Origin of the sequence: Halobacillus ihumii, from assembly GCF_902726645.1 — a bacterium.
Taxonomy (GTDB): domain Bacteria; phylum Bacillota; class Bacilli; order Bacillales; family Halobacillaceae; genus Halobacillus_A; species Halobacillus_A ihumii.
In genome coordinates this window covers 2,882,447-2,907,735 of the sequence record NZ_CACVAO010000001.1, presented here as the reverse complement: position 1 = coordinate 2,907,735, position 25,289 = coordinate 2,882,447, and the positions used below count along the sequence as shown (strand labels likewise).

Annotated in this window: 29 protein-coding genes and 2 pseudogenes; 9 read left to right on the top strand and 22 right to left on the bottom strand. The window is 38.3% G+C overall.

Annotation, left to right across the window (positions count from 1 at the left end; genetic code table 11):
• Window positions 1-50: 50 nt before the first annotated feature.
• From G6R08_RS14435 to G6R08_RS14420, 4 genes are all read right to left on the bottom strand, one after another.
• Window positions 51-1,073, bottom strand: coding sequence for a LacI family DNA-binding transcriptional regulator (locus tag G6R08_RS14435; protein WP_163528820.1), 1,023 nt, complete (start codon window positions 1,071-1,073; stop codon window positions 51-53).
• Between the two features lie 92 nt (window positions 1,074-1,165).
• On the bottom strand, window positions 1,166-2,005 hold the full coding sequence (locus G6R08_RS14430; RefSeq protein ID WP_163528819.1) for a sugar ABC transporter permease: 840 nt from the start codon (window positions 2,003-2,005) through the stop codon (window positions 1,166-1,168).
• On the bottom strand, window positions 2,005-3,252 hold the full coding sequence (locus G6R08_RS14425; protein ID WP_163531332.1) for a carbohydrate ABC transporter permease: 1,248 nt from the start codon (window positions 3,250-3,252) through the stop codon (window positions 2,005-2,007). The genes G6R08_RS14430 and G6R08_RS14425 overlap by 1 nt, the downstream gene beginning before the upstream one ends.
• 406 nt (window positions 3,253-3,658) lie before the next feature.
• Window positions 3,659-4,939 (bottom strand): sugar ABC transporter substrate-binding protein, encoded by a 1,281-nt coding sequence (locus tag G6R08_RS14420; protein WP_163528818.1) that lies wholly within the window; start codon window positions 4,937-4,939, stop codon window positions 3,659-3,661.
• A gap of 418 nt (window positions 4,940-5,357) precedes the next feature.
• Here G6R08_RS14420 and G6R08_RS14415 point away from each other — a divergent pair, with 418 nt between their 5' ends.
• The gene (locus G6R08_RS14415) at window positions 5,358-7,448 is read left to right on the top strand and encodes an alpha-amylase family glycosyl hydrolase (RefSeq protein WP_163531331.1); all 2,091 of its coding nucleotides are present in this window, start codon (window positions 5,358-5,360) and stop codon (window positions 7,446-7,448) included.
• Window positions 7,449-7,634: 186 nt separating this feature from the next.
• The gene (locus G6R08_RS14410) at window positions 7,635-9,431 is read left to right on the top strand and encodes a glycoside hydrolase family 13 protein (RefSeq protein ID WP_163528817.1); all 1,797 of its coding nucleotides are present in this window, start codon (window positions 7,635-7,637) and stop codon (window positions 9,429-9,431) included.
• A 133-nt stretch (window positions 9,432-9,564) separates the two neighbouring features.
• Here G6R08_RS14410 and G6R08_RS14405 read toward each other — a convergent pair whose 3' ends face one another.
• The 4 genes and pseudogenes from G6R08_RS14405 to G6R08_RS14390 all read right to left on the bottom strand — a co-directional run.
• Entirely contained in the window at window positions 9,565-10,272 is a 708-nt protein-coding gene (locus G6R08_RS14405) for a polysaccharide deacetylase family protein (protein WP_163531330.1), read from the bottom strand.
• Between the two features lie 153 nt (window positions 10,273-10,425).
• Window positions 10,426-10,956, bottom strand: coding sequence for a GNAT family N-acetyltransferase (locus tag G6R08_RS14400; RefSeq protein ID WP_163528816.1), 531 nt, complete (start codon window positions 10,954-10,956; stop codon window positions 10,426-10,428).
• 23 nt (window positions 10,957-10,979) lie between these two features.
• Window positions 10,980-11,177, bottom strand: a complete 198-nt coding sequence (locus tag G6R08_RS14395) for a DUF2197 domain-containing protein (RefSeq protein ID WP_163528815.1) — start codon at window positions 11,175-11,177, stop codon at window positions 10,980-10,982.
• Window positions 11,178-11,318: 141 nt separating this feature from the next.
• Window positions 11,319-11,678, bottom strand: a pseudogene (locus G6R08_RS14390) (manganese catalase family protein); the annotation flags it as partial.
• A 58-nt stretch (window positions 11,679-11,736) separates the two neighbouring features.
• On the opposite strand from G6R08_RS14390, the gene G6R08_RS14385 reads away from it, so the two are divergent.
• Window positions 11,737-13,296: a recombinase family protein gene (locus G6R08_RS14385; RefSeq protein ID WP_163528814.1), complete on the top strand. Its 1,560-nt coding sequence runs from the start codon at window positions 11,737-11,739 to the stop codon at window positions 13,294-13,296.
• Window positions 13,297-13,914: 618 nt separating this feature from the next.
• On the opposite strand, the gene G6R08_RS14380 is transcribed toward G6R08_RS14385, so the two are convergent.
• Both G6R08_RS14380 and G6R08_RS14375 read right to left on the bottom strand, forming a co-directional pair.
• The gene (locus G6R08_RS14380) at window positions 13,915-14,286 is read right to left on the bottom strand and encodes a GIY-YIG nuclease family protein (RefSeq protein ID WP_163528813.1); all 372 of its coding nucleotides are present in this window, start codon (window positions 14,284-14,286) and stop codon (window positions 13,915-13,917) included.
• Between the two features lie 442 nt (window positions 14,287-14,728).
• Window positions 14,729-15,337, bottom strand: coding sequence for a recombinase family protein (locus G6R08_RS14375; RefSeq protein ID WP_163528812.1), 609 nt, complete (start codon window positions 15,335-15,337; stop codon window positions 14,729-14,731).
• Window positions 15,338-15,574: 237 nt separating this feature from the next.
• On the opposite strand from G6R08_RS14375, the gene G6R08_RS22295 reads away from it, so the two are divergent.
• Together G6R08_RS22295 and G6R08_RS14370 are read left to right on the top strand one after the other, a co-directional pair.
• Window positions 15,575-15,706, top strand: coding sequence for a hypothetical protein (locus G6R08_RS22295; protein WP_275897936.1), 132 nt, complete (start codon window positions 15,575-15,577; stop codon window positions 15,704-15,706).
• Window positions 15,707-16,274: 568 nt separating this feature from the next.
• Entirely contained in the window at window positions 16,275-16,556 is a 282-nt protein-coding gene (locus G6R08_RS14370) for a hypothetical protein (protein ID WP_163528811.1), read from the top strand.
• Window positions 16,557-16,677: 121 nt separating this feature from the next.
• On the opposite strand, the gene G6R08_RS14365 is transcribed toward G6R08_RS14370, so the two are convergent.
• The 4 genes from G6R08_RS14365 to G6R08_RS14350 form a co-directional block, all read right to left on the bottom strand.
• The gene (locus tag G6R08_RS14365) at window positions 16,678-17,280 is read right to left on the bottom strand and encodes a hypothetical protein (protein ID WP_163528810.1); all 603 of its coding nucleotides are present in this window, start codon (window positions 17,278-17,280) and stop codon (window positions 16,678-16,680) included.
• 131 nt (window positions 17,281-17,411) lie between these two features.
• Complete coding sequence (locus tag G6R08_RS22490; protein ID WP_163528809.1) at window positions 17,412-17,759, bottom strand: cysteine-rich VLP protein; 348 nt, start codon at window positions 17,757-17,759, stop codon at window positions 17,412-17,414.
• A gap of 200 nt (window positions 17,760-17,959) precedes the next feature.
• The gene (locus G6R08_RS14355) at window positions 17,960-18,310 is read right to left on the bottom strand and encodes a hypothetical protein (protein ID WP_163528808.1); all 351 of its coding nucleotides are present in this window, start codon (window positions 18,308-18,310) and stop codon (window positions 17,960-17,962) included.
• 94 nt (window positions 18,311-18,404) lie between these two features.
• A complete protein-coding gene (locus tag G6R08_RS14350; RefSeq protein ID WP_163528807.1) occupies window positions 18,405-18,683 on the bottom strand; it encodes a helix-turn-helix domain-containing protein in 279 nt (92 codons plus the stop codon).
• Between the two features lie 290 nt (window positions 18,684-18,973).
• Between G6R08_RS14350 and G6R08_RS14345 the strand changes: the two genes are divergently transcribed.
• Entirely contained in the window at window positions 18,974-19,120 is a 147-nt protein-coding gene (locus G6R08_RS14345; RefSeq protein ID WP_163528806.1) for a hypothetical protein, read from the top strand.
• Between the two features lie 85 nt (window positions 19,121-19,205).
• Here the strand turns inward: G6R08_RS14345 and G6R08_RS14340 are convergent.
• The 4 genes and pseudogenes from G6R08_RS14340 to fosM form a co-directional block, all read right to left on the bottom strand.
• Window positions 19,206-19,442 (bottom strand): annotated as a pseudogene (locus G6R08_RS14340) (manganese catalase family protein); the annotation flags it as partial.
• 29 nt (window positions 19,443-19,471) lie between these two features.
• Window positions 19,472-19,735: a spore coat protein CotJB gene (locus tag G6R08_RS14335; protein ID WP_079526053.1), complete on the bottom strand. Its 264-nt coding sequence runs from the start codon at window positions 19,733-19,735 to the stop codon at window positions 19,472-19,474.
• Entirely contained in the window at window positions 19,728-19,958 is a 231-nt protein-coding gene (locus G6R08_RS14330) for a spore coat associated protein CotJA (RefSeq protein WP_079526051.1), read from the bottom strand. Before G6R08_RS14330 ends, G6R08_RS14335 begins: the two co-directional genes overlap by 8 nt.
• A gap of 276 nt (window positions 19,959-20,234) precedes the next feature.
• Window positions 20,235-20,657, bottom strand: a complete 423-nt coding sequence (fosM, locus tag G6R08_RS14325; protein WP_163528805.1) for a FosM family fosfomycin resistance protein — start codon at window positions 20,655-20,657, stop codon at window positions 20,235-20,237.
• A 222-nt stretch (window positions 20,658-20,879) separates the two neighbouring features.
• Here fosM and G6R08_RS14320 point away from each other — a divergent pair, with 222 nt between their 5' ends.
• Window positions 20,880-21,758 carry a pirin family protein gene (locus G6R08_RS14320; RefSeq protein WP_163528804.1) on the top strand — a complete coding sequence of 293 codons (879 nt, stop codon included), beginning with the start codon at window positions 20,880-20,882 and terminating at the stop codon, window positions 21,756-21,758.
• Window positions 21,759-21,930: 172 nt separating this feature from the next.
• Here G6R08_RS14320 and G6R08_RS14315 read toward each other — a convergent pair whose 3' ends face one another.
• Window positions 21,931-22,464, bottom strand: coding sequence for a hypothetical protein (locus tag G6R08_RS14315; protein ID WP_163528803.1), 534 nt, complete (start codon window positions 22,462-22,464; stop codon window positions 21,931-21,933).
• An 89-nt stretch (window positions 22,465-22,553) separates the two neighbouring features.
• The gene (locus tag G6R08_RS14310) at window positions 22,554-22,649 is read right to left on the bottom strand and encodes a YjcZ family sporulation protein (protein ID WP_079526043.1); all 96 of its coding nucleotides are present in this window, start codon (window positions 22,647-22,649) and stop codon (window positions 22,554-22,556) included.
• Window positions 22,650-23,062: 413 nt separating this feature from the next.
• Between G6R08_RS14310 and G6R08_RS14305 the strand changes: the two genes are divergently transcribed.
• On the top strand, window positions 23,063-23,521 hold the full coding sequence (locus G6R08_RS14305; protein ID WP_163528802.1) for a CBO0543 family protein: 459 nt from the start codon (window positions 23,063-23,065) through the stop codon (window positions 23,519-23,521).
• Window positions 23,522-23,565: 44 nt separating this feature from the next.
• Window positions 23,566-23,973 carry a hypothetical protein gene (locus G6R08_RS14300; protein WP_163528801.1) on the top strand — a complete coding sequence of 136 codons (408 nt, stop codon included), beginning with the start codon at window positions 23,566-23,568 and terminating at the stop codon, window positions 23,971-23,973.
• Window positions 23,974-24,200: 227 nt separating this feature from the next.
• On the opposite strand, the gene G6R08_RS14295 is transcribed toward G6R08_RS14300, so the two are convergent.
• A complete protein-coding gene (locus G6R08_RS14295) occupies window positions 24,201-24,632 on the bottom strand; it encodes a YmaF family protein (protein ID WP_163528800.1) in 432 nt (143 codons plus the stop codon).
• Window positions 24,633-24,743: 111 nt separating this feature from the next.
• Entirely contained in the window at window positions 24,744-25,253 is a 510-nt protein-coding gene (locus G6R08_RS14290; RefSeq protein WP_163528799.1) for a GNAT family N-acetyltransferase, read from the bottom strand.
• Window positions 25,254-25,289 lie beyond the last annotated feature (36 nt).

The following is a 25,289-nucleotide window of genomic DNA, read 5'->3' as shown; positions in this document are numbered from 1 at the left end:
CCTCTTTAGTTCAACCATTCCTTTTTTTACAACAGACGAAACCTTCCCTTTCACAAAGGTTTACTTACTGAATCTCTGTAAACAACTTTGTATGGAATTATAATCCGCTTCGCAGGCTCGTGTTTATTTACTGTTTTCTCGATTAATGCCTTAGCAGATTGGACGCCGAGTTCATAAATATTTACATCAACCGTAGTTAAAGCAGGCCGGGTAATCTCAGATAAATAAACATTGTTAAAACTAACCAGCGACATATCCCGTGGAACATGAAGACCATATTCTTCCAGTGTACTTAAAACACCTAGGCTGATTAAATCATCACTAACTACAACTGCAGTTGGCCGCACCTTAAGCGACAATAATTGTTCAACAGCTTCGCGTCCACCTGACTTCAGAAATTCAGTATGAATTTTGTATTCCTCTAAGTTTGGAATATCGAGGTTGGCCATGGCCTCCTCATAGCCTGTTTCACGATCCATCGTTACAAATAAATCCTTTGAGCCGCCAATAAAAGCAATCCGCTCATGGCCCTGTTTAATCAAATGTTCTGTAATCTCTTTCCCTGCTGTTAGATTATCATTATCAACGTGTGTAATTTCAGCACTGTGTTCATAAGGTTTTCCTACCATAACAAAAGGAAAGTCCTTTTCCCGCAGAAAATTCATTACCCGGTCATTAACTCGCGAGTACAACAAAATGACACCATCTACGTAACTTCCATATACCATTCGCTGAACTTCAGTAAATATTTCATCTTCCGTTTTCCCACTTGAAAGGGTAAGGGAATATTGCATGTCATGTGTCACAGAACTGATTCCACGCAGAATCTCCGGGAAAAATGGATTTTGCAGAGCTTTATCAGCCGATGCCGGCATGATTACTCCAATGGCCTTTGTTGACTTCACGACTAGGTTGCGCGCATTAATATTGGGATAATACCCCAAATCCTTCATCGCCTTACGTACCTTCTTCTTAGTAGCCAAACTAATCCTTGGATTATCTGAAATGACTCTGGACACAGTAGAGGATGATACACCCGTTGCCTTTGCTACGTCACTAATTGTTACCAACATTCTCACCCTCTACTAAAAATTTTCTATATATGTGTGATTTATTATACCATTCTGACCTTCTAATAACCTAGACATGCTTCTCATGTATAAGTTTATCCCTTTGACCCTCCGGCTGTTAATCCGGAGATAAGGAATCGTTGAAGGTAAAGGTACACAGCTGCGATAGGAACCGCCACTAGAATCGATCCTGCAGCAAATCTCGTAAAGTTGTTAGCAAACTGGTCGTTAATAAAATTATACAGTCCAACCGCCAATGTATAATTGTCCGCGCTTGAAAGCACGATGGTTGGAAGCAGAAAATCAAACAAAGGCATCATAAAATTGAACAGTGCAACAACCGCCAGAATTGGCTTGGCCAACGGAAGCATAATACTCCAGAACACTCTTAAATGACCAGCACCGTCTATTCGGGCAGCTTGGTCCAGTTCGCGAGGAATCGTATCAAAGTACCCTTTAACAAGCCAAGCGTTAAAAGGGATCTGTCCGCCCAAATAGATAAGGATTAAGCCTGTAAGTGTATCAAGCAAGCCAATCATATTTAAGAAAATGTATAGAGCAACCATCGCCATCATGACCGGAAACATTTGTAAAAGCAAAAATACATATAACCCATTTTTTCTTCCCACAAATTGATAGCGGGAAAAAGCATAAGCAACCAGTGAGGTCAGAATCACACTGCCTATAGCAGTTGCTAAAGAAACAATCAGAGAGTTTTTGTACCATAATAAATAATCACTTTCTTCACTAAACAGCCACTTATAATGGTCTAAAGAGAAGGATTCCGGGATGATCGAGGAAGAATATAAACTGCTTCCTTGGTTAAAGGACATCCCAACTGTCCATGCCAGAGGGTAAAATATAATAATAGCCACAATCGCGAGTATGATATAAATGGCTGTAACTTCCCAAACTGATTTCTTTTTTTGATTCATTAAATTTCCCCCTCCTCTTTAAATGATCTCGTCCGTCTAAACTGATAAAACGCAAATCCCGAGACAAATAAGCCCATAATGATGGAAATTGCGGCTGCCATGCTGTAATTATTGGTGTCAAAAGTAAGTTTATACACCCAGGAAATGAGAATGTCTGTCCCGCCGGCATTTTGCCCTCGCACAGGAGGTCCACCTTCATTAAACAGGTAGATCACGTTGAAGTTATTAAAGTTCTGCGCATATTGCATAATGAGTAGCGGGGCCGTTGCAAACATGACATGCGGAAGTGTAATATGTCTGAATTTCTGCAAACGGGAACCGCCATCTACATCTGCTGCTTCATACCAATCCTTCGAAATACTTTGCAGCACACCTGTAAATAAGGCAAAAATAAATGGAAATCCTAGCCACGTCTGTACCATAATGATCGCAATTCTGGCATAAAACGGGTCACTCAACCATGGCAGGCCGTCACCACCAAGGAGGGGAATGATAATATCCCTGTTTATGGCACCGAAATCATCATTAAACATAGCAGAGAAGATTAGAATCGTAACGAATGCAGGTACGGCCCATGGCAGAATTAGAATCGTACGAATTAATTTTTTAAATTTAATGCGCGGATCGTTAACAAGCAAAGCAAGAAATAGACCAAGACCAATTTGAAGTGTAGTGGCTACCACCGTCCAGACAACGGTCCATGAAAATACACTGATGAACGTGTCTTGCCAAATAGGTACGGTGGCTAAATTTACAAAGTTTTCGAAGCCTACCCAATCTACTAGATTTCGAGGCGGAGAATTATATAGATTGTAGTTCGTAAACGCTAATAGCACTGAAAATAGCAACGGAAAAATCACGACAAAAATCATGAGAACTAACCCTGGGAATGTCATTAAATACGGAAACGCATGATCATAAAACGTCCTCATACTCTCTTTCAAGCCCATTGGTTTCCAGCCATTCTGAATCTTACGCGCCTGGTTCCTTGCATCCACCACATTATAAATATAAAGAGATAAAGCAAAGAAAACACCAATTAAAGAAAGAACACCGAAAACTAATAACCGGATAGAATGATCAGTCCCCGGAATGGTTCCTAGGGTACGTAAGCCCCATAGTCCATAATTTATCGATTCTAGCAGCGTTACTATAAAAGCCAATTCAACGATAATAAAAGTAAACCCTTTTAATAATCTGCGGTTATACAGTTGTCCCAGCCCTGCAAATAGTATGGACAAAATCATGGCCACTTTGGGATTATGTTGTTTTTTCCTTGGACTTTTTCTCTTTGATTTATCTTCGTACTCTTTCAGATCTGGTATAGCCAATGAATAGGCCTCCTTTCATACGTCTGGATTTACTTTCTACTTTGATGATGATTGAAAAAAAGGAGCTGGGACATAACTTTACTTTTTAAGCGAGAGACGAACGGTGTATTCGTTTAGCGGAGAAAATATACGTAGACTCCTACGGGAGAAAAGGCCAAGGTGAGACCCCGCAGTGCGCCAGCACAAGGAGGCTCAACGGCCCCCCGTGGAAAGCGAAGTATATTTTCGTAGCGAGTTTTATACGCAATCGTAATTTCTGCTTAGTTCGGATTTTCAATTGATAAAAACACTTTTGTCCCAGCCACTTCTTTTCAACATAGATTTATTGACTTGCCCCGCTAGATTGTATTTTTGTTTTAATCTGATTCACAGCTTCGTCCAAAACAGCTTGTACATCTTCTCCTTCAGCTATGAACTGCAATGCATTATTCATCGGTTCCCACACTTGAGACATTTGCGGTGTACTAGGCATAGGTACGCCGTATTTCACTTGTTCCGCAAATACGTTATAGATTGGATCCTCAATCGATTCAAGAGCATTGGTATTGGTTGGCAATTCACCAGCTGTTTCAAAATAATATTGGAGATTTTCTTCGTTTGTCATAAATAGAGCCAGATCTTGAGCCCAATTTTTATTCTCAGAGTAATAAGAAACCATCCATGATTTCACTCCTACCAATGTCTTACCAGTTTCCCCATTTATTTTTGGAAATGGTGCAAAGCCAAGACTGTCACCCAAAGCTTCTTTATATCCTGCGATACTCCATGGCCCATTAATCACTGCACCTACTTTTCCAGCCGTGAAAAGACCATCTACAACATCTGTCGTTGTTCCTGGTGGAATTTTTTCTGAACCGAAAAAGGACTGGAACAGTTTACCGCCTTCTACAGACCCCTCATTGTTTAAACCAATGTCTGTCGTATCAAACTCACCCGTTTCGCCGCCAAATATATAACCGCCAAAGTTTTTAAAGAAAGGATAAGCAAAATATAAATCATTAGGTTTCATTAAGAATCCATATTCGTCTTTTGATGGATTGGTATGCTCTTTAAGAATGGTTTTTAAATCATCAATCGTTTCAGGTGCATCCGATACAATGTCTTTATTGTAAAAAATACCGTACGTTTCAAGAACAGCCGGAACCCCATAAATAGCGGTTTCACCGTCATACTTATAACTGACAGCCTCAACCGCCACATCAGTGTATCCGCTCAACGCTTCCTCTGATAAATCAAGAGGTTCTGCAAGCCCCTGCGCTACTATATTTCCAATTTGGTCATGAGGCTGAAAGAACAAATCAGGGCCATTTCCCTCTGGACCAGCAAGTGATAATTCCTGTACTTGATCCAGCATTGATTTTGGTACGACATTTACTTTAATTCCTTCCTGCTCTTCGTAATCTGCCGCAATCTTTTCAATAGCTGCCAATTGTTTCTCCTCATCGTTTGCCCAAATTGTCAGCTCCTCAGGTTTTTCGGCAGTCCCATCAGAACTTGTGTCCTGCTCACTTGTTACCTCTTCACGATCTGGCGCACACGCCACTAACAACAACAGTAATGACAGAAATGCAAAAAACGAAATAAATGACCTTCTTCCTTCCATGCGATCTCTCCTTTTAAAATTAAATTTGTACCTTAAGCAAGAACTTGCGAAAATTTTGTGCAATCGCTTGCCTGCCAATTTGAAAATCATTTTACAGTTAATTCAATTTAGTTGCAAGCGGTTTCAGTAAAATATCTGATTTTTTTGAAAAGATCCGCTGTGTTGTGCGATTTCTTTTTGAGGATTTAATAAATAGGTATATTTATCTATGTACAATAGCGTTACACTCGCGTATTAATAGAGTTATCACAGCAGGAAGCATTAATGAATAAAATCCGAGGGCCATGCTTTTGTTCACTGCAAACAACCCCGACTTTTTCTTAAAAGTCGGGGTTTATTTTATGGAAAGGGGGGTTACGCGAAAAAGGATACACTAATTAAGGAGGAGATTCTGTTGGCTAAAGTAATCAGCATTTTTATGCAATCGCTTGCTCTGACTTTTGTATTCCTCAGCACGCTTATGTTTACGTCCATCCCTTCCGAAGCATCTAGTGATGTCGACTACTCTAATGATGTAATCTATCAAATTGTAACGGATCGATTTTATGATGGTAATCCAGAGAATAATCCTACGGGGGATATTTACAGTGAAGATTGCAGTAATCTTCATAAATATTGCGGTGGTGACTGGCAAGGGATCATTGAAAAAATAAACGATGGTTATTTAACAGATATGGGAATTACAGCTATTTGGATCTCCCAGCCGGTAGAAAACGTCTATGCCTTACACCCAAGTGGCTATACATCTTATCATGGCTACTGGGCAAGGGACTACAAAAAAACAAACCCGTATTTTGGAAGCCTTTCCGATTTTGATCGATTAGTTGATACAGCGCACGCAAATGGAATTAAGGTGATTATGGATTTCACCCCGAACCACTCTTCTCCAGCTCTTGAGACAGACCCTGCTTATGCAGAAAATGGTGCTGTCTATGATAACGGAAATTTATTGGCTGCCTATTCAAACGACAATGAGAATTTTTTTCATCATAATGGCGGAACTGATTTTTCCTCTTATGAAGACAGTATTTATCGAAACTTATACGACTTAGCAGATTATAATTTAAATAATGAAGAAGTCGATCAATATTTAAAAGAATCTATTAAGCTGTGGCTGGACAGAGGTATTGATGGCATTAGAGTAGATGCAGTTAAACACATGTCACAAGGTTGGCAAGAATCGTTGATGAGCGAAATCTACAGCCACCGTCCTGTATTCACTTTCGGTGAATGGTTTTTAGGTAAAGGAGAAGTCTCTCAAAAAAATCATTATTTCGCTAATGAAAGCGGAATGAGCCTGCTTGACTTTCGATATGGGCAAACCATTAGAGAGGTATTAAAAGATGGTTCAGCCAATTGGTATGATTTTAATTCAATGATTCAGAATACAGCAGAAAATTATGATGAGGTTATTGACCAAGTAACGTTTATTGATAACCATGACATGAGTCGTTTTTCTGACGAAGATTCCTCAAACCGATCCACGGATATAGCTTTAGCAGTCTTATTGACATCCCGCGGCGTACCTACCATTTATTATGGAACTGAACAGTACTTGACAGGCAGTCATGATCCTAATAATCGAAAGCCTATGAAGAATTTCGAAAGATCCACAAGTTCCTATGAAATCATCAGCCAATTAGCACAGGTGAGACAATCAAACCCTGCACTTGGCTATGGGGATACCGAAGAACGTTGGATCAATTCTAATGTTTATATTTATGAAAGACAGTTTGGCAATAACATTGTACTAACGGCTGTAAACAGTGGAAATTCCCCTCAAAACATCATTAATTTAAAGACCTCTTTACCCGAGGGTACTTATAATGATGAACTTGACCAGATATTAGACGGCAATGCTATTTCAATAAATCAACATGGTGCTGTTGATTCGTTTCAGTTAAGTCCAAAAAGTGTAGCCGTTTGGCAATTTAAAGATCCCTCTGCCACTCCAATCATTGGACATGTTGGGCCGATGACAGGAAAAGCAGGAAACACAATTACAGTTAGTGGAGAAGGTTATGGCTCATCAGAAGGCAGTGTTCAATTTGGTTCTACAAATGCAGACATCCTATCCTGGTCGGATACAGAAATTAAAGTTAGTGTTCCAGATGTAACCGCAGGAAAGTATCCTATTACTGTGACAAGTGCTAATGATATTCGCAGCAACAAGTACGATGAATTTGAAGTATTAACAGGTAAACAAATAGCCGTAAGATTTGGTGTAAATAATGCTTTTACAGAGCCTGGAGAAAATGTTTATATAGTTGGTAATGTTAACGAGCTAGGCAATTGGGATCCTGATAACGCAATCGGACCAATGTTTAATCAAGTAGCTTATAACTATCCTACTTGGTACTACGATATTAGTGTCCCAGCCGGTAAAGAAATAGAATACAAATTTATTAAAAAAGATAGCTCTGGGAATGTAGTTTGGGAGAGCGGCTCAAACCATACCTATACAACACCTGCAACAGGAACGGATACAGTCATCGTAAATTGGCAATAAAGTTCATTGACAAGATAGAGTGCTTTCAGTAAGTTAATAGTATCTAATATGAGGGCAATGCTTTGTTGTAACAACAACCCCGTTTTCCTGTCTGGAAAACGGGGTGTTTTTCTATCTTCTATATGATGAAGCAACATTCAACTATAACATTCAGAAGCTTTTGTACTTATGAAAGGAGAGTTTCACATGATAAAAGAAGCCATTTACCATCGTCCAAAAGATAACTTCGCCTATGCGTATGACTCCAATACCCTTCACATTACGCTACAGACAAAGAAAAATGATATGGACGCTGTGTCACTTGTGTTCGGAGATCCATATGACTGGAAAAATGAACAATGGCAGACAGCGAGCAGAAACATGATAAAATCCGGGTCGACCAGTCTTCATGACTATTGGTTTATCGACGTTACACCAGAATTTCACCGGCTTCGATATGGATTTAAGTGTACCAATGGTTCTGAAACGTGTTTTTATACAGAGGGCGGCATATTCTCCTCCCTGCCTAAGGAGATTGCAAACTATTTCTGTTTCCCGTATGTAAACTCTATCGATGTATTTCATGCCCCTTCCTGGGTGAAAGACACAATATGGTATCAAATATTTCCCGAACGCTTTGAGAACGGGGATGCCACCCTGAACCCTGAAGGTACTTTACCTTGGGGACGCCATCAACCAACCCCGACAAACTTTTTTGGAGGAGATTTCCAAGGTGTGATCGATCACTTGGATTATTTAGTGGAGCTTGGCATTAACGGAATCTATTTTACTCCTATTTTTAAAGCGTATTCCAATCACAAATACGATACGATTGATTACATGGAAATCGATCCTCAGTTTGGGGATAAGGAGACTTTCCGGCGTTTAGTTCAAGAATGCCATAAACGCGGGATTCGCATTATGCTGGATGCAGTATTTAACCATAGCGGCTATTATTTCCCACCATTTCAAGATGTATTGAAAAAACAGGAGCAGTCCGAATACAAGAATTGGTTCCATTTATGGGATTTCCCGATATCACCTGAAGGGAGCCAACCGAATTATGACACATTCGGATTTGTCCCTTCAATGCCGAAACTTAATACAGAAAACCCCCAGGTAAAGGATTATTTGCTGAAGGTGGCAAAGTATTGGGTCGAAGAATTTGATATAGATGGTTGGCGTTTAGATGTTGCAAATGAGGTGGATCACGCGTTTTGGCGGGAATTCAGACAAGCGGTAAAAAGTGTAAAGCCTGAAGCTTATATTCTCGGGGAAATTTGGCATGACTCTATGCCTTGGCTTCAAGGAGATCAATTTGATGCCGTTATGAACTACCCATTCACAAATGGGGCTATTGATTTTTTTGCGAAAGAAGAAATTAAGGCTTCAGAGTTTATGAGTTCCATTACTAAGGTTCTCCACATGTATCCAGCCAATGTGAATGAGGTTTCATTTAATCTACTTGATAGTCACGACACACCAAGAATTTTGACACTCGCAAATGCGGAACGAAAACGGGTGAAGCTTCTCTATTTGTTCCAGATGTCCTTTGTCGGCACACCTTGTATTTATTATGGTGATGAAATTGGAATGGCTGGCGGACATGATCCCGGCTGCAGAGGGTGCATGGAATGGGATGAACAGAATCAGGACAGGGAAATGTTTCAGTATGTACAAATGCTTATCGATCTCCGTAAAAATAACCCCGTGTTTGGAAATGGCGGTAAGTTCCGGTTTATCTTTTCAGATGATGAGCAGAACTGTATCGCTTATGAAAAATTCAATTCGGAACACAGTCTTATTTTTATAATAAACAATAGTGAAAGTACTAAACTACTGTCCAGTAAACAAGTATTCTCTACCAATTATGAGCAAATAACAGAGTGGACGATAGCCGATGGATCGACACTTAATAAAAAAATGAAGGCTAACTTATCACAAATAGAACTTCAACGATATGAATTTCGGATTTTTGAGCTGAAACAGGCTAATAAATTATAGTAAGTGAGCACAGACCTTCTGTCCTGCAACGAATGGAAGTTACAACCAAATAAGTATTAGTTCGTTGGCGTTACCATTCAGTTAAAACCATAGATTCTTCCTTAATCTTTTTGAAACAGGAAATCTATGGTTTTTATTCGTCACCCATAGCTTGCAATTCATTAACCGTAACAAATTTATATCCTTTTTGAGTCAAAAAACGCAGTATCCCTTCAATCGTTCTCCATTCATTCCTGGTCTGGTCATACATAGGATGCAGCAGAATAATTGAACCTGGCTGGACATTTTTATTTACGTAATTCACTTTATCCTCCACTGAAGAGAAATAAGTATCCGGCTCAAGATCCCACATAATCGTTTCTACCTGATGTTGATTTAAATAATATGGCAGGGTGACAAGCTTTTTACCATACGGGGGACGAAAATCAATCTCGCCTTTAAAACCCGTTGCCCGTATGGCTTGGTTAGTCCTTTCAACCTCCTCTTTTATCGTGGAGTACCTTTTGAAGATCATGGGTTCGTGAGAATGGGTATGATTTCCAATTTGGTGACCCGCTTCCACTAGTTGTTTTCCTATATCAAGGTTGTTCTCCAATTCTTTTCCTACTACAAAAAAGGTAGCTTTAACCTGATATTTGTCGAGTAGGGGCAGAATGTCTTCTACATTCTTTGTGGGGCCATCATCAAACGTTAGAGCCACCACTTTCTCATCTGTTACTACTCTGTTTGTTAACCCTCCAAATAACTGAACTGTCCTTGAATTCATCAGCTTATAAGTCCCATACAGGGAAAATAGGAGGGCTGTTAAAATCATCCCAGCTACAACCCATTTCTTTTTAATAAAAATCCCCCTCACTTGCAAAAATAGAGAACAATTCCTATTAAGAGTACTCTATTTGTTTATGGTTCGCTAAAGCAGGCAGCTGATATAGGGATATATATGTTTAGAAAGGTTAGGACTGTTATACTTCCTATGTCTTTTCTGTTTTGACCCTCAGCTTTTCAAATAATCTCCTTGGAAAATAGCCATCAAGGTAACCCCATGCCACTGTCCGTTCCTGAATATATGTTCTTTTTGCTCCCCTTCCTTCACGAATCCTAACTTCTCGTACAACTTCATCGCTCTATGATTGAACGAAAAGAATCTCAAATACACTTTATGTAAATTCATTTCTGTAAAGCTATAGTTTAACACTAGCTCCATAGCTTCCCGGCCATATCCTTTACTCCAATAATCTTTCTCTCCAATATCAATTATGCACTCTGCGTTTCGATTCTTATAATCGATATTAATTAAAGAGACAATGCCTATTGATTGATCTTGATCCTTTAGTTCAATCATGTAACATTTTGAATCGATGGAATTAGTAATCTCCCTTATGAAACCTTCCGTCTCTTCTTGAGTGTAAACATCTAAATTTGGACTCGTGTTCTCCATTACCACCGGATTATTTCTCCATTTATGATAAATGGGCGCATCGTTCTCAGTTGCTTTCCTTAAGTTTATTCTGTTACTACTGAACATCCTAATCACCTATTTCTCATATTCTAGCGCAAATACTTATCATATTTGTCAATATCATCCGGATTTAACCCGCTGCTTGCCTGGGCTTCTTTTTGCATGGATTGGTTGCAGCTTTTACACACATAACGCGTTTCAGGGCTTTTAAGAATCTTTTGATACTGAGTATCTGAGCGATCAATTGTATAGTTCTTTTTACAGAAAAAACAAATCGTCTTCAGCATTGCGTCTCTCCTCCTACCTTTACAATCTCTATACTGTAATACTTCTCCAACTTATTCTATAACCCTTTTTATTGAATACAAAAAGGCGCCTTCCGGGGTAATTCGGACCAGCGCCTTTAAAGCATTTTTTATAAACCTTTACTAAAAAACCCTCTTCTGATCACGGTCGTCTTTCAGTATCTCTACTGCTTCCCTGAAGCGTTGCGAATGGACGACTTCCCTTTCCCGCAAGAACTTCAAACTGTCATTCAATTCAGGGTCATCCGACAAATTAATGATCCATTGGTAGGTTGCCCGCGCCTTTTCTTCCGCTGCGATATCTTCATAGAGATCGGCGATTGGATCACCTTTTGCTTGAATGTACGTCGCTGTAAATGGTGCACCCGCTGCATTATGGTAGAAGAGTGCTTTATCATGATCAGCGTAATGAGCTCCAAGGCCCGCTTCTTTCATTTGCTCAGCTGTGGCATCTTTCGTGAGCTTATAGATTGAAACTAAAATGCAACCATGTTAAGATATTGATATACTTACATTTATTATATTCAGAGGTGGATAAAAATTGAATAGTACCGTGTTAATAAATAAAATCAAAAAAGTAGCTATTTATATCAGGAAGTCAAGACCTGATGAGACAGATGAGGCTTTAAAGAATCAGTTAGCTGTCCTTATAGATATATGTATAAAGAATGGTTGGGAATATGAAATTTTTAAAGAATATGGTTCTTCTCAAGGCATTAACACTGAATTAACCAAGATGTTAGATAAGGTACAGTCATTCCACTATGACGCTGTAGTAGTGGCTGAACAAAGCAGACTTGGGAGAAATGGGCTAGTTATTGAACAAGTTAAAGAAATACTGACCAATTATGGGGTAAAACTTGTTACACCTAGCAACACTAAAGGACTTGACCTGTCGTCTCCTGAGGGTTCATTACAAAGTGACTTTCAGACTGTTATAGATAAACAAGAGTATTTGAATACTAAAAGAAGGCTGATAAGGGGGAAAAGAACCTCAGCCAAAAAAGGTAATTGGGTAGGTGGAAAAACCCCTATAGGTTACAACTATGACCATAAAACTAAAAAGCTAGTACGTAATGAAAATGCACCAATAATCGAAAGAATTTATAATTTATATTTGTCAGGTAACTCATCAACAGATATTGAAAGAATTTTTGACTTAGAAGGAACATTAACCCCTACAGGTTCAAAATGGAATAAGGCGAGAATATCCGTGGTATTGTCGAACCCTGTTTATAAGGGTACTGCTATCTATGGTAAGACGAAGGTTTCTAAAATTGAGAAAAAACCCTCAGGTTCTCCAAAACAGTTAAAGGCTGAGGAAAATGATCAGATCATATATGAAAACGCACATGAACCTATTATCCCTCCTGAGAAATGGGAAATGGTAAAAGATATTAGAGAAGGCAGACTAACTAAGCCTCCTAGTGCAAGAATTGGAAAAGTGATCTTTACAGGCTTAATTAAATGTAGTTCATGTGGAAGAACTCACAGCTTTCAAAGAAGAAAGGGAAAAGAACTAAGGATTACATCCTGTCAAACTAGGTATTATGATAAGGATGGGGAAAATTATACTGTCTGTAAAAATAAAGGCGTTAGGTTAGACTTATTTGAACAGGTTTTCTTTGCAAAGTTCAGTCAGTTTGTAAAGAAATTGGAATCATATTTAGAAGTAATAAAACAAAACATTAAAGAAGATAATACGCCTAACCCTGCTGATGAAAAAGCTACCCTAACAGCAAATATTAAAAAGATTGAGGCTAATATTAAGAAAGTACAGAAAGGTTATGTAGCTGAAATTTATACAGAGGACGAGGCACAGAAAGAGATTAAACAACTAAACGCACATAAGGATTATTTAAAGCAACAAATTAACAAATTGGATACTAAATCTAAAGATGAGAAAATTGACGAATTACAGAGTACATTAGACAAGTTGAAAAGTCTGTTGGAAGGAACGTCTGAATTAGAAACAAAGGAAATAAACCACCTATTAACTTCTATGATTGATCATATAGAGTATAAACGAGTAGGAAACCATAAAGCAGAGATTGAAATGAAAATCCATTACAAAGGACAGTCAGGGGAACAGGTAAGCTAGTTCCTCTTTTTCTTTTGGACAAAAAAAAGAAACCCCTCCAACAGCTATAAAAGCCATTAAGGGGATTAAAAAGGTTGTTAGGTTATGCTGTTAAAGAAAAGAACATTTATCTATGAATATCCACTATACCACTATAATTAGTGGCATTACTTTTAATTAAGTTATCTAAGGCTTATGCCTTGCTTGTCCTTTCAGGACTTCGCCAATTCTTAACCATCTATAATTTATTATTATCATAGCTATCATTAGTTATATCTTAGTAGTTGTTTTTAGTTATGGTGGAAGTGGTTTTCTTCCACTGGTTTTTATCTTTTGATCTTTGTTTCTTGTTAGTTATCTTTTGTTATTTATATACTATAGTGTGCCAACTCTCACGCATTACAGGCAGTTTTTAATAGAAATTTTCACCAAACGCTATAACCCTACAGCCCCAAGGGATACAGGATTGTTACATTTTTGTTACAAGCCTGATTTTGTGCGTTGGCTTTTTGTTAACCACTTATTTTAAACTGAATTGATAAGTGTTAATCACTATCAACTGTGATTATAAAGGATTTGGGATTATTAAAGGCTGTGAACCCTTGATATTACTAGTAGGTTAATCACTGTCAACTGTGATTATAAAGATTTTAGGGCTGATCTGTTCCCATTAGGGTTAAATTCATTTATTAAGCTATTCTCATACTTGAATACCTCATTACTGTAACACTCGATAAAACCAGCATAGGCGAACTGATCTTTAATCCATCTAGTGTTGTTATGCTTATTTTGAAAATGTTCCCGTATTCTATGTTTTAAATGACAAGACGCACCGATATAAATAAGGTTTAGATCACTGTCAAAGAAGAAATAAACACCCTGAGACGGAAAACATTTACTAAAAAGTAGTACGGATTTTCTTTCATTATTTTTTGGCACTGGTTCACCTATAAAGTTTATAGTCTTTCCTGTTAGTTCTTGCACCGTTACAGCTAGTTCATCAATATACATTGTTCTACCCTCCTTTCTATAATAAGTTACCTACAAAGATATACTTGCAATAGAGAAGGGTTTTAGGACATGCTATTGTATTATTATTAGTTGATTATTATTAAGTGATTATTATTACAGCACTTACGGTAGTGACTTTGTTTTTCTGAATTTGTGATTAACAGATCATTGTTTTTGTGATTAAGCTATGTAAAATTGTATTAAATGGAAGTTATTAGATTTAGGCAGGATTATGCAATGAAAACGCTTGGTTGCCTCGAATAGACAAGGGGTGTCAAAACTTTTTTTACGCACAACCCTACAGCCTCAACTTTTACGACATATCGTAAATGGTTATATAAAGTGTTCATCTTGATATAATTATGCACCAAGCACAAGGTCAATAATCTTTCAAACAGCACTATCAGTGAAATAATTTTGTATAAAAAAGAGACTAGCACTATTAAAGTGTAGCCTCATATTCTTTAACCTTCTTATAGAATGTTGCCTTTTTCATTTCCACTTCATTCATAAACTCTACAGCTTTAATCTTTCCAGCCCTCCACTGTTTATATAATTTAGCCCATTCCTTAGGAAGTTCTAAAACTGGTCGCCCTAAATGCTTACCTTTAGTCTTAGCAACGTCTATTCCCTCTCTTTGACGCTGTAGAATCGTTTCTCTTTCCTGCTGTGCTATAGAAGTATAAACCTCTATGATAATGTTGTTAATCATATCTATAACCCACTCTTGCCCCTCAGGGACGTCCTGCATTGTAGTAGGAAGGTCTATGATCTTAACCCTTATGCCCTCTTTCTTAAACTGTTCTAAATAATCCTTTATCTGTGCCTTATTACGTCCTAAACGATCAATAGACTTGATATAGAGAGTGTCGCCCTTTCTCATGGCTTTAAGCATATTCTGAAAGCCTTCACGTTCCATATCCTTGCCACTAGCTTTATCACTGTATATGTATTTCTCGTCACTGACATAGCCCTTTAAAGCCTCATACTGTCTATTTAAGTTCTGGTCTTTAGTTGATACACGAATATAACCAAAATTGATTCCTGACATGATTATGACCACCGTTTCTATTAGTTGATAATCTTAATATACACCAAACGTCTATAAAGGTCAATTAGTTTTTATACGTTTATAAAGGTTTATTTTATCTATTTAATAGACGCTAATAGGACAGTTTCTTAACCGTCTATTATGGTGTACCTTTGTAGACTTAGCTTTTTGGGAATAGCTTTATTTAAAGTGAGGCATATTAAGTTAAGCTAATTATACTTTAAAGGTGGATTATAAATGGATACGGATAAAAAAAGGCTAAAAGAAATTCTTATCATTGTTACGGCTGGTGCTATTATTTCTTTTATTCAATCGTTATGGATAAAACAATCAATAATTGGAGAAGTACGCAAAAAGAAAGGGCTATAGGTCTAAAGGCAAGGATTTATAGAACATTAAATAGCGTGTATGGGTGTAGGTATATATGTCACTGTGAACACCTCAAATAAGGCTAACGCACCGCACCATATAAGCCCTATGCACGCTGTTAGATATACATGTAATATAAGGACTACATAGCCACTGTGACAGCCATAGAAGGGCTAAGGCAACGCCACAGGGCAAGGACAGCAACAGCAATAACGGCAACAACAGGTAAGGCATAGAGAAAAGGAAAAGGTACAAAAACAACAATCGACAAGGCAAGCACACTAGGACAACAGCAGGACAATGACAAGGAACTGAAACGAATCAAGAAAAGAAATAATAAGTAATTGTAAAGCAAGACAGCTATTAACTTCATATTAAAATTATTTTGTCAACTGGTAAATACCCCCATATACAGGGGACAGGGCTATGTATATACCGTCTGTCAGGGTCGTTCTAAACAGACACACTGTCTCAGGAATGTAGTTACCATATTTTGTAATCCATACAGTGCAATTAAATTCCCTTCAATGGGTAGTTACCTTATAATTGCAATATAGGAGGGCTATATATGACTGATAAGACGAATAATGATAATCCAATTACTGACGAGATACTAAACAAAGTAAAGTCTATTCATACCAACCTTAATGAGTTCCGTTCAGAAACAAGGTTAGGTTTCAATGAGATTCATAAACACTTTGACACTGTTAATACAAGATTCAATGGCATAAATACTGAATTAAGTAACCTTAATGCACGTCTGGAAAGAATTGCGGAAAAGAAGGAACACGACAACAGGGAAATTACTCAGCTACTAGGAAATATACTTAAAAACACTACCCGTCCTTAGGGATTTTCCACTCTTTGAAATGGTTTAGCAGCTAATAAAAATTTTTTTTGCCAGTTTCAGAAACCATTCGGGGAACTATCGCAGGACATAAAAAAATGGCTACAGCTTTTACAGCCATAGCCTATATCAATCCATTTGATTTAAAGTAATCCTCAACTATGTCAGGGTTAATCTTTAATGTTTGGGCTATCTCCTTATAGGTGTAATCATTCCATACCATCTCATAGAACTGATTTATGTTTAGAGTACCCTTCTTTTTTCGATTCTTAATGGTGCTGACACTAGCCAACCTTTCACCGTAACTATTGCCATAAGGCATAGTACAGATATGTTTCTGATGATCAGCACCTAACATCCATTTAGGTTTTCCGTAAAATTCCTGATTACATTTACTACAATGATGAAGGATAATAGCGTCCTGAGTTACATACCGTTCAACAGGTTTTATTCTGCCCTCAGGATAGCGTTTATCTAATAATGCTTGATACTCTTTGTTTTCCGCTTCATACTTCCCTAGATATAGTTCTGCCTTTTCTATATTACGTTCTGTTTCAATAAGGACAGGATTTAGCCAGGGCTTTTCATTGTCACTTAAAACCTCGTCATTTAATTCCACTGGTTCAGCTTCTTTAACTTCTTCCTGTAACTTTTGCTTTGCCTCAAGTGCCTTCATTTTCTCCATTTGTTTTTTCATTTGTTTCTTACGTTGCCTTTTATTAGCCATTACATAACCACCTATTCTAATAGTGTTTAACGACAGTTAGAAACAGGTCAGGTATAAACACCTTGCCCCCTAATTCTTAACGCTTGAAAACCTTGCTGTGACTAGCTTTGTTTAGTCCTAATTGTCGTTATTTAGCCTCGTTTACGATTGTATTTAACATGGGTGCTTTTCCTTGCTGATTTCCTGCAACTATCAGAACAATAAACAGCCCTGTTTGAAACAGAATTAAATCCCTTGCCACAACCTTTACATGTCTTGTTTAAAACCGTCTCTTTGCAATAATACATAGCCTCTAGTGTCTTATCTGCTGGTAGTACAGCTTTTTCAAAGTAAGCACATGAACAGTCACTAGCAGGAATCTTCTTACCTCGATATTCCCCACCACTAATTAACGGACATTCCCTATCAAATAAGATACAGCTACGGTCTATATAGTTAGCACAGCTATTAGTGATCAATTTCTTTAGTTCCTTTTCCATCTTCTTAACAACCTTTCAAAGTAAAATAAAAAATCCACCAGCTAAATAAAGCCAGTGGACATATAGGGGAATTATTTCATTTGTTCTTCTAACTGTTTAACTAGTAAACCTAGCTGTAAAGCCTGTTCAGGCGTTAACTGTTTAACCAGTTCCATAAAAGCCTTACCAAACGTCACTTAATCACGTCCTTATCACATTATCTAACGATCATTTCTAGCAAGTCCTAGCCTAGCCCGTTCTACTTGTTCCTTAGCAATCTTTTCTGCATGTTCCTGTCTGATCTTCTCTTTCAATTCCTCAGCCTCACGTAAACGCTTATTGCGTTCTGCTAAAGCCTGACCTAGTGCGTCATGATCTGCCTGTGATACTTTCTTTTGTTCGTAGAGGCTAAATCCACTGGACATAGGAACAATGTTTTCATCACGTCTAAGCTGATCTACAGTAGCCCCTAAACTCATACGAACTGTTAAAGGTAAATCCTTAATCTGTTCTTGTGCCTCTTTATCTCCGTGGGCAAGTTTTCTCACCAGTTCCTTGTTAAATTCTGCCATTATAAATAACCACCTTTTTAAATTTGTTTTAGTTCGTTAGCTTCCCTTAACACCATAACCCCTTTAATGACTAACAACAGAACTATTGTAGCCATTACTTATAGCCTCGTTTCTCACGTTGCTGGATTATATTTCTACATGCTAGTAACTCGTCATTGGTTACTTTCAATTTTTTACACGCCTGCTTTAATCGGTCATGGTAATAAGGTGTGAAATCTATCTGTCCATTTTCTAAACGAGAAATGATTGTATCATTCATTTCCATATACTTAGCCATGTCCTTTAGTGTCAGGTTTCTTAATAACCGTACTTGTCTTAGATAGCGTTCATCTAAATTGTAGTCATGATTATAAGCACCACGCCTATTTTCCATTCTGTTCACCTACCCATATGAAATAAAATTGCATTAACAGGATATAAAAAAGACAAGGCTGTCTAAAGCCTCGTCTTAATCAAAGGAAATTTCCATATGTCTTTATTTACCGTAACAGGCTTATTAACCTGTCTGCTTTATAGTTCATAAAAACATAGGGCGGTACAGGTAGTTTTGAAAATAAATAAAAAAAGTTTGTCCTTTTTCTCAGTGAAACTGCAAGTAACTGTTTGTAAGGGTTATTGGACAACCCTTAACATTCATACGCTGGATTAAGGACGGTGAACAGCATGACTAAACATAATGAGGATAATGTTGTTATTGTAGATGATAAAACTGTTATTATAGAAGGAATAGGAAAAGCTACAGATGTAGGGGAATTAGATGTTGAAAAATTTATAGAGGTCGCTATGGGATTACCTTCTTTTTGGAGGTAGTCCTTTTTTTATGCTTTACTGAGGGTTTATAATAAGGAAAGTATCATGAATGTAGAGGCTTTTCTAAAGGTTGCATAATGGTTATTGTATGTTTATAGACCATCGTCGCAATCATTTCGAGGTGGGCGAACTCCTCTGTTCCAATGTCATTTAGCAGACCTACAACCTTGTCAGGGATCGTGTACCGTTGATTCAAATACCGTAGTGCCGCAGCTAATTCCCCGTCGGCCCCGCCATATTGTTCAATCAGGAATTTTGCTAACATTGGATTGCAATCCCGCACCTTTACGGGATATTGAAGTTTCTTCTCGTAATACCACATTCACTATTCCTCCCATCAGTTCGTTCTGTTTAAACCTGCCACGGCCAGGGGGTATCATCCCAGTTCCAAGGATAGCTTACGAAGCTTCTACCAAAATGCATTAGTGGGCCAAACTTGCTCTCAAAGCGAGCCTTAAGTTCCATCGATTTCCTGGTAAATTCATTAAATTGATGAATGGCATCATAATCATTGGGGTGTGTATCTAAGTAAAGGTTCAATTCGACTAAGACGAAGTCAATGGCCTGAATTTCCTCAAGCTGCTGATAGTATTCAGGAGGCATCTTCTTACTCATTCTCTTCACTCCCCCTCTTGTGTGGATTTGGATACGGACTAAAAAGCTGCGGCCATAAAGTTCCACTGAACAGAGCCTCTTTAGGCGTTTGGTACTGGGCTAATCCATATGGCTGAAATCCCATGTACAACTGAGGCGGGGTGGAGTAACTCTTTATTTTCATGGGCGGACACGGATCAAACGGACTGTAATAGGGCCTCCAATATTTATACTGTGTGTACATAAACACCCTCCTTCCCATTGATAAATGCATCACCTCATATATATGAGACCAACTCTATTCCTATTCACACCTACATCTTGTAATGAGCGCATCCATAAAAAAACGGACGCTGCCTTTTTCAAGACAGCGTCCGTGATGACTATTTACTCGTGCTTCCTAAGTGATTCTGAAATAACAAGGATTTTTCTAAAATAACGGCCTATGATTCTAAAATAACCAGCCTGGATTCTTAAATAACTAGTTAGGATTCTTAAATATCGGAGTTTCGCGGTCCTTTCAGTCAAAAAATGTCATATGCGGCTTATCCTCTTTATAATAGTTTAACCTGTCTTGCAGTGTGCCTGTATGAAATTCAAATTTATGACCATCTGGATCCGTAAAATAAATCGATTGTTTGTCCTTCCTATCCCTTGGCCGTCCAGACAAGATATTTACGTTCAACTTATTAAGTTTTTCATACATCTTATCAAAGTCGTTTTCCTCAATTGAAAAAGCGATATGTGTATAAGATTGCGAGATGTCATTTCGCGGAATCTCTTTTTCTTCATTCAAAGCAAACCACATTCCATTTACATCAAAATAGGCTGTGCTCCTCCCTTTTACTAAAAGATTCGCATCGAACACCTCCTGGTAAAAAGCGATCGAATCCTCCAAATTAGACGCCGAAAATAAGAAATGATTAATTCCCTTAATCGTCACACTTCCACCTCCACTTATAAGTTAGTTAATATTTCCATCATACAATAAAATCATCCTGACTGAAGACGGTTTCCAGAAAAGGTTCGAAGCTTAGTATAAGTGCAGTTTTGTTGACACTCATTTCGCCAACTGTCTATACTTAAGGCGTGTAAAATCGTATGTGTAACAGACTGGTGAAAAGCAAGCTGCATCATAAAAATAATGGTCAATCAAGGAGTTCATATGGCAAAAGAAGATCAATACCAACCCTTACAAAGAGAAGTCAAAGACCACTGGTATGTAACGTACAATGAAATGGGATTTCCTTCGATACAGAAGGGATGGGTTTTACCAGTTGATCGCTGGACTGAATTTGATCCCTTCATATTAATGGCAGAAGATTGGTTCAAGAAGGGAACCTTTCCAGACCATCCTCATCGTGGGTTTCAGACCGTGACGTATGTGGTGGACGGAAGATTAGAACATATCGATAATGGAGGCGGGCGCGATATCCTTGAGCCCGGAGATGTCCAATATATGAATGCTGGATGGGCGGCTCGCCATGCAGAAGATGGTGTCGAGGATGATATTGCACACACGCTCCAATTGTGGCTGAACCTTCCTAAAGACAAACGAAACACAGAAACGATATATCAGAATGTGTACTCAGAAGAAGCCCCAGTCGTTCCTATTGAAGGAGGATCTGTTAAAGTGTTTTCCGGAAAAATTGCTGGTGTCCAGGGTCCGTTGGAATCCATCGTCCCGATCACCCTTACTGAGATCACCTTATCTGATGGAGCCGAGTACGTGCTTTCGTTACCGGAAAACCATAATGCATTTTTATATGTATTAGCTGGAGATCTTGACGTCGGGAAAAATAATATCAATCTAAAGAAACATGGGGTGGCCACATTGTCGTTTAATGACGATGGTGAGGAGGCAAACTCCAGCGAGCTAAACATAAAATCTAACAAACGCCGAACCAAGATCCTCGTTTACTCAGGTGCTCCAATAAAAGAAAACATTGTCCCTTATGGTCCGTTTGTGATGAATACAATGGAAGAAATCAAACAGGCTTTCCAGGATTTCCATGACGGGAAATTTGGTCCGCCGGCAATCTAAAGGCAACGTTAGGGTAAGGCGTGCTACGGAAAGGAGAAAGATGACCGCAGTATGGAGCCGGTCATCTTTTTTAGTCGCTTAAATCAAATAATAAGTATGTACATATTTAATGAAGCTGTTGGCAACTCATTTTACCTCACGCTGAAGTTATGACATTGAAGTACTAATGAGTCTACCACCAGAAATCAGCTCTGCTAAAATGACCGTAATCAAGGACAACGAGATCACCTTCACGCGATAAAGCCAGGTTCTCTTCATTTAAATCCCCCGGATGTATGCCTTCTTTCAAGAAGTCATCCTCCAACTTAACTAACTTTTTCCTATGGTCTCGCTCCTCTATCGATACTTTTCGAGTCATTTTTCTCATGATTAACCAGCCATGTCCAAATTCTTTCACAGGGCATAAGTAGTTCCGTAAATGGTTAGGACAGTCTCGAAACAAATTAATTTCAAGTTCATTGGAAAGGAAACCCATTCTACGCGTGACCACTTTTAACACATATCCATTGTTAAGATCAAAAACAATTCGAAAGGTTCCATAACCAAGCACGTCATAGCTGAGCCCCATTTTCTTCTTTGCCTTTCTCGCAATTCTGTCATCATTATAATGTCCGTATTTCTCCATTATGGCTAACCACTGCTCAATCGATCGCCATTCCTTTTCGGTTAAAATAGAATGTATATTCCCCTTGGACGTCTGTCTCATAAAGTTCCTCCTCTTAGAAGCGCGACTCTTAAACAAGCCAGGACGAAAGCTGCTGTCCTGACTCATTTTGTACTCTCCATAAACTAATCTTAGTAGCGTCTTCCGAAGCTGCTTGCTCCCACAATAATGAGCAAAATAAACAGCACCACGATCAATGCAAAATTGTTTCTATGTCCATATCCCATTAAAACCCACCTCCCTGTATATCCATTAAGATATCCTATGCAGGAAGGTCGAACTTTGGAGAGGAAATCCGCTGAGTTTTTGCTAAAATTCATAGATTTATGAGGAAAATCAGGATGCTAAATGGAAAACAGCCCTAAAGCATAATGAAAAAGACGCCCTTCTAAATAGAAAGACGTCTGGCTTAGCACAATAAATACCTCGCGCCGTATGTTTTCTCACGAGCAGATACTAGTTTAAACGGGCCGTTACTTTTCGGCTATCTTTAACATCTGCCGAATCGAACGATGACTAAATACTAATCCATTGAATAAATGTGACAAGCTTGCAAAAAATATGAGTACTGCTTATAACGCAAAAACGCTGCACAAATGAAAACGTATGGAGTAGATTAGGCTAGTGAAGGGGCATGACTATGGAATCCATTATATTATGGCTTTTATTAATCATTGGAGTAATCTTATTGATTTTCATTATGACAAAATTACCCTTTATGGAGTTTCTTTTCGGGTATTTACTAACATCCTATTTTGCCATTGTCATTGGAGTACTTGTAGTAGAAGAAAAAATGATTGACTACCCTGATAAGTTTTTGCAAAATCACTTTGACTCTAGCCTGCTATTTGAGTATCTGCTGTTTCCAGTCGTGTGCTTATTCTTTTACCGAACATCCTATCACTCTTCTCGTATCGGAATTTTGTTACAAGCTGCTTTATATACAGCTGCTTTAACCGCTATGGAATTAACAATTGAGAGATACACTAGCCTAGTTGAGTATAGTACATGGACAGGGATCCATACATTTTTTAGTGTCCTTATTTTTATGATCTTTATACGAGTTCTATTGCAGCTGCTTCGTACCCGTACACCTTAAAGATTTTAAATTTCCAGGGAAGAAGAAATCCAATGGAGGGGGCAATGAATTTGTTTCGTGGTGATGCACATAAATTATACCTAAAATTAAAAAAGACGCATGAAGCCGATATTCCTTTTGGTGAATTGGAGGAAATTAGTGAAGTTACAGAAGTTCAGTCCTTTTATTCAGATCTTGATTCAAATACATTGGAAAAAATCTCATACCGCATGATAAAAGAAAAGAACGGCTCAGGAATGATTCCCATTTTTGTCTCCACGGGGCCGTGGCTGCTATTCTTGTTTTCGGATCAGCTGCAAGAATTCATTTTCACTAAAGGTATGACATGGGGTATTGTGTTCGCAGTTGCTTATATCATTGTCCTTACTTTAAGTGTCATTCTTCATTTTCGTGAAAAAGCGTGGGCTTCTTTTCACATTGCTATTATTGAAGATATATTGGATAGCAGGTGAGCCTTTTTTATATTGTCTGAGTAGTTGCTAATTCAAGTTTCAACTATCTAGATTAAAAAGGCAAGATCTGTTACGGAATAATGCGTTCTAATCGAGATGTCAACACTCCACATCCCTTCTTTAAGCTCATCCTAGACACAATATAAAATCTAGCCTACATAAAATAACCACCTGTACGTATGTCACCCCATGGTGGTTATTATTGTACGACAAATATGAAAGGATATTTAACTCATAGAAGGATCCACAAATCCTTTGATAATATGAATATGACCATCATCCTCTGTTGTTTTCACTTCTGCATAATGGGTGTGATACCCATTAGGTAAAGCGATTGGCGTACTGGTATAAGTTTCGTAATAATGAATGTGACCGTCATCAAAGGTGGTGTTCCCCCACATTTTATGGACATGGCCCCCTTCTGTCTCAATCGGCGTACCAGTCACTCCTGGGTGCAAATGTACATGTTCATCCCGACATGTAGTTGCCCCGCCATGTCCGTGGGTATGACCACTTCTTTCATTTGGACTCATGGAATTTTGATTTGTATGTCTATAATTTGGATTGGGTGCTTGGGGCAGATGAGGATATCCCACTCCAGGTGAATAAGGGACTCCAGTCGGAATAACATAAGGGTGAGGAACATATCTGTTATACATCCGTTCATCTCCTTTTTGATATTCCATATTAAGGTATGTATCGAAAGCCTGCCTTATAAGAATATTTTTCCTCACCAACTAGAATCAGTTATACATTGAGAAGGATACGTTTTATAATTTCCGATAATATCTTAATGATCTATAGTCGTCAGACTCTTTATTTGCATACCCTGTTTGTTCGTGTTTATAGACAAATCCCTTAGCTTCATAAAAAGGAATACCTTTTAAGTTCCCTTTTTGAACAGAAACCCATTGTTCAGTGGCGTGGAAGCTTTCTTTTTGCTGAGTGGTGACCGCTTCTAGTAGCTTTGAGCCAATTCCTTCATTACGCCTGTTGGGTTCTAAATACAGCACAAAAACCTCACCAGCCGTTTCGCTAACCATTCCGCCTCCACACGCTCCAATTACCTCACTATTTTCCAACGCTACAAAATACCCTCCCCACTCTCTGTTGGAATGGTTAACTTCCTCTTGAATTCTTTCTGAATTGTAAAACTCTACTATGACCCTATCGGTATATTCCTGAGTATATATGTCTTTGTATGTTGCCCGCGTAGCGTTTATACACACATCAGCTATTCCTTGTACGTGATTCGGATCTGCTTTTACCACATGAATCATTATTCTCCCCCTGCCCATCGAAGGTTTGAGCTGCCA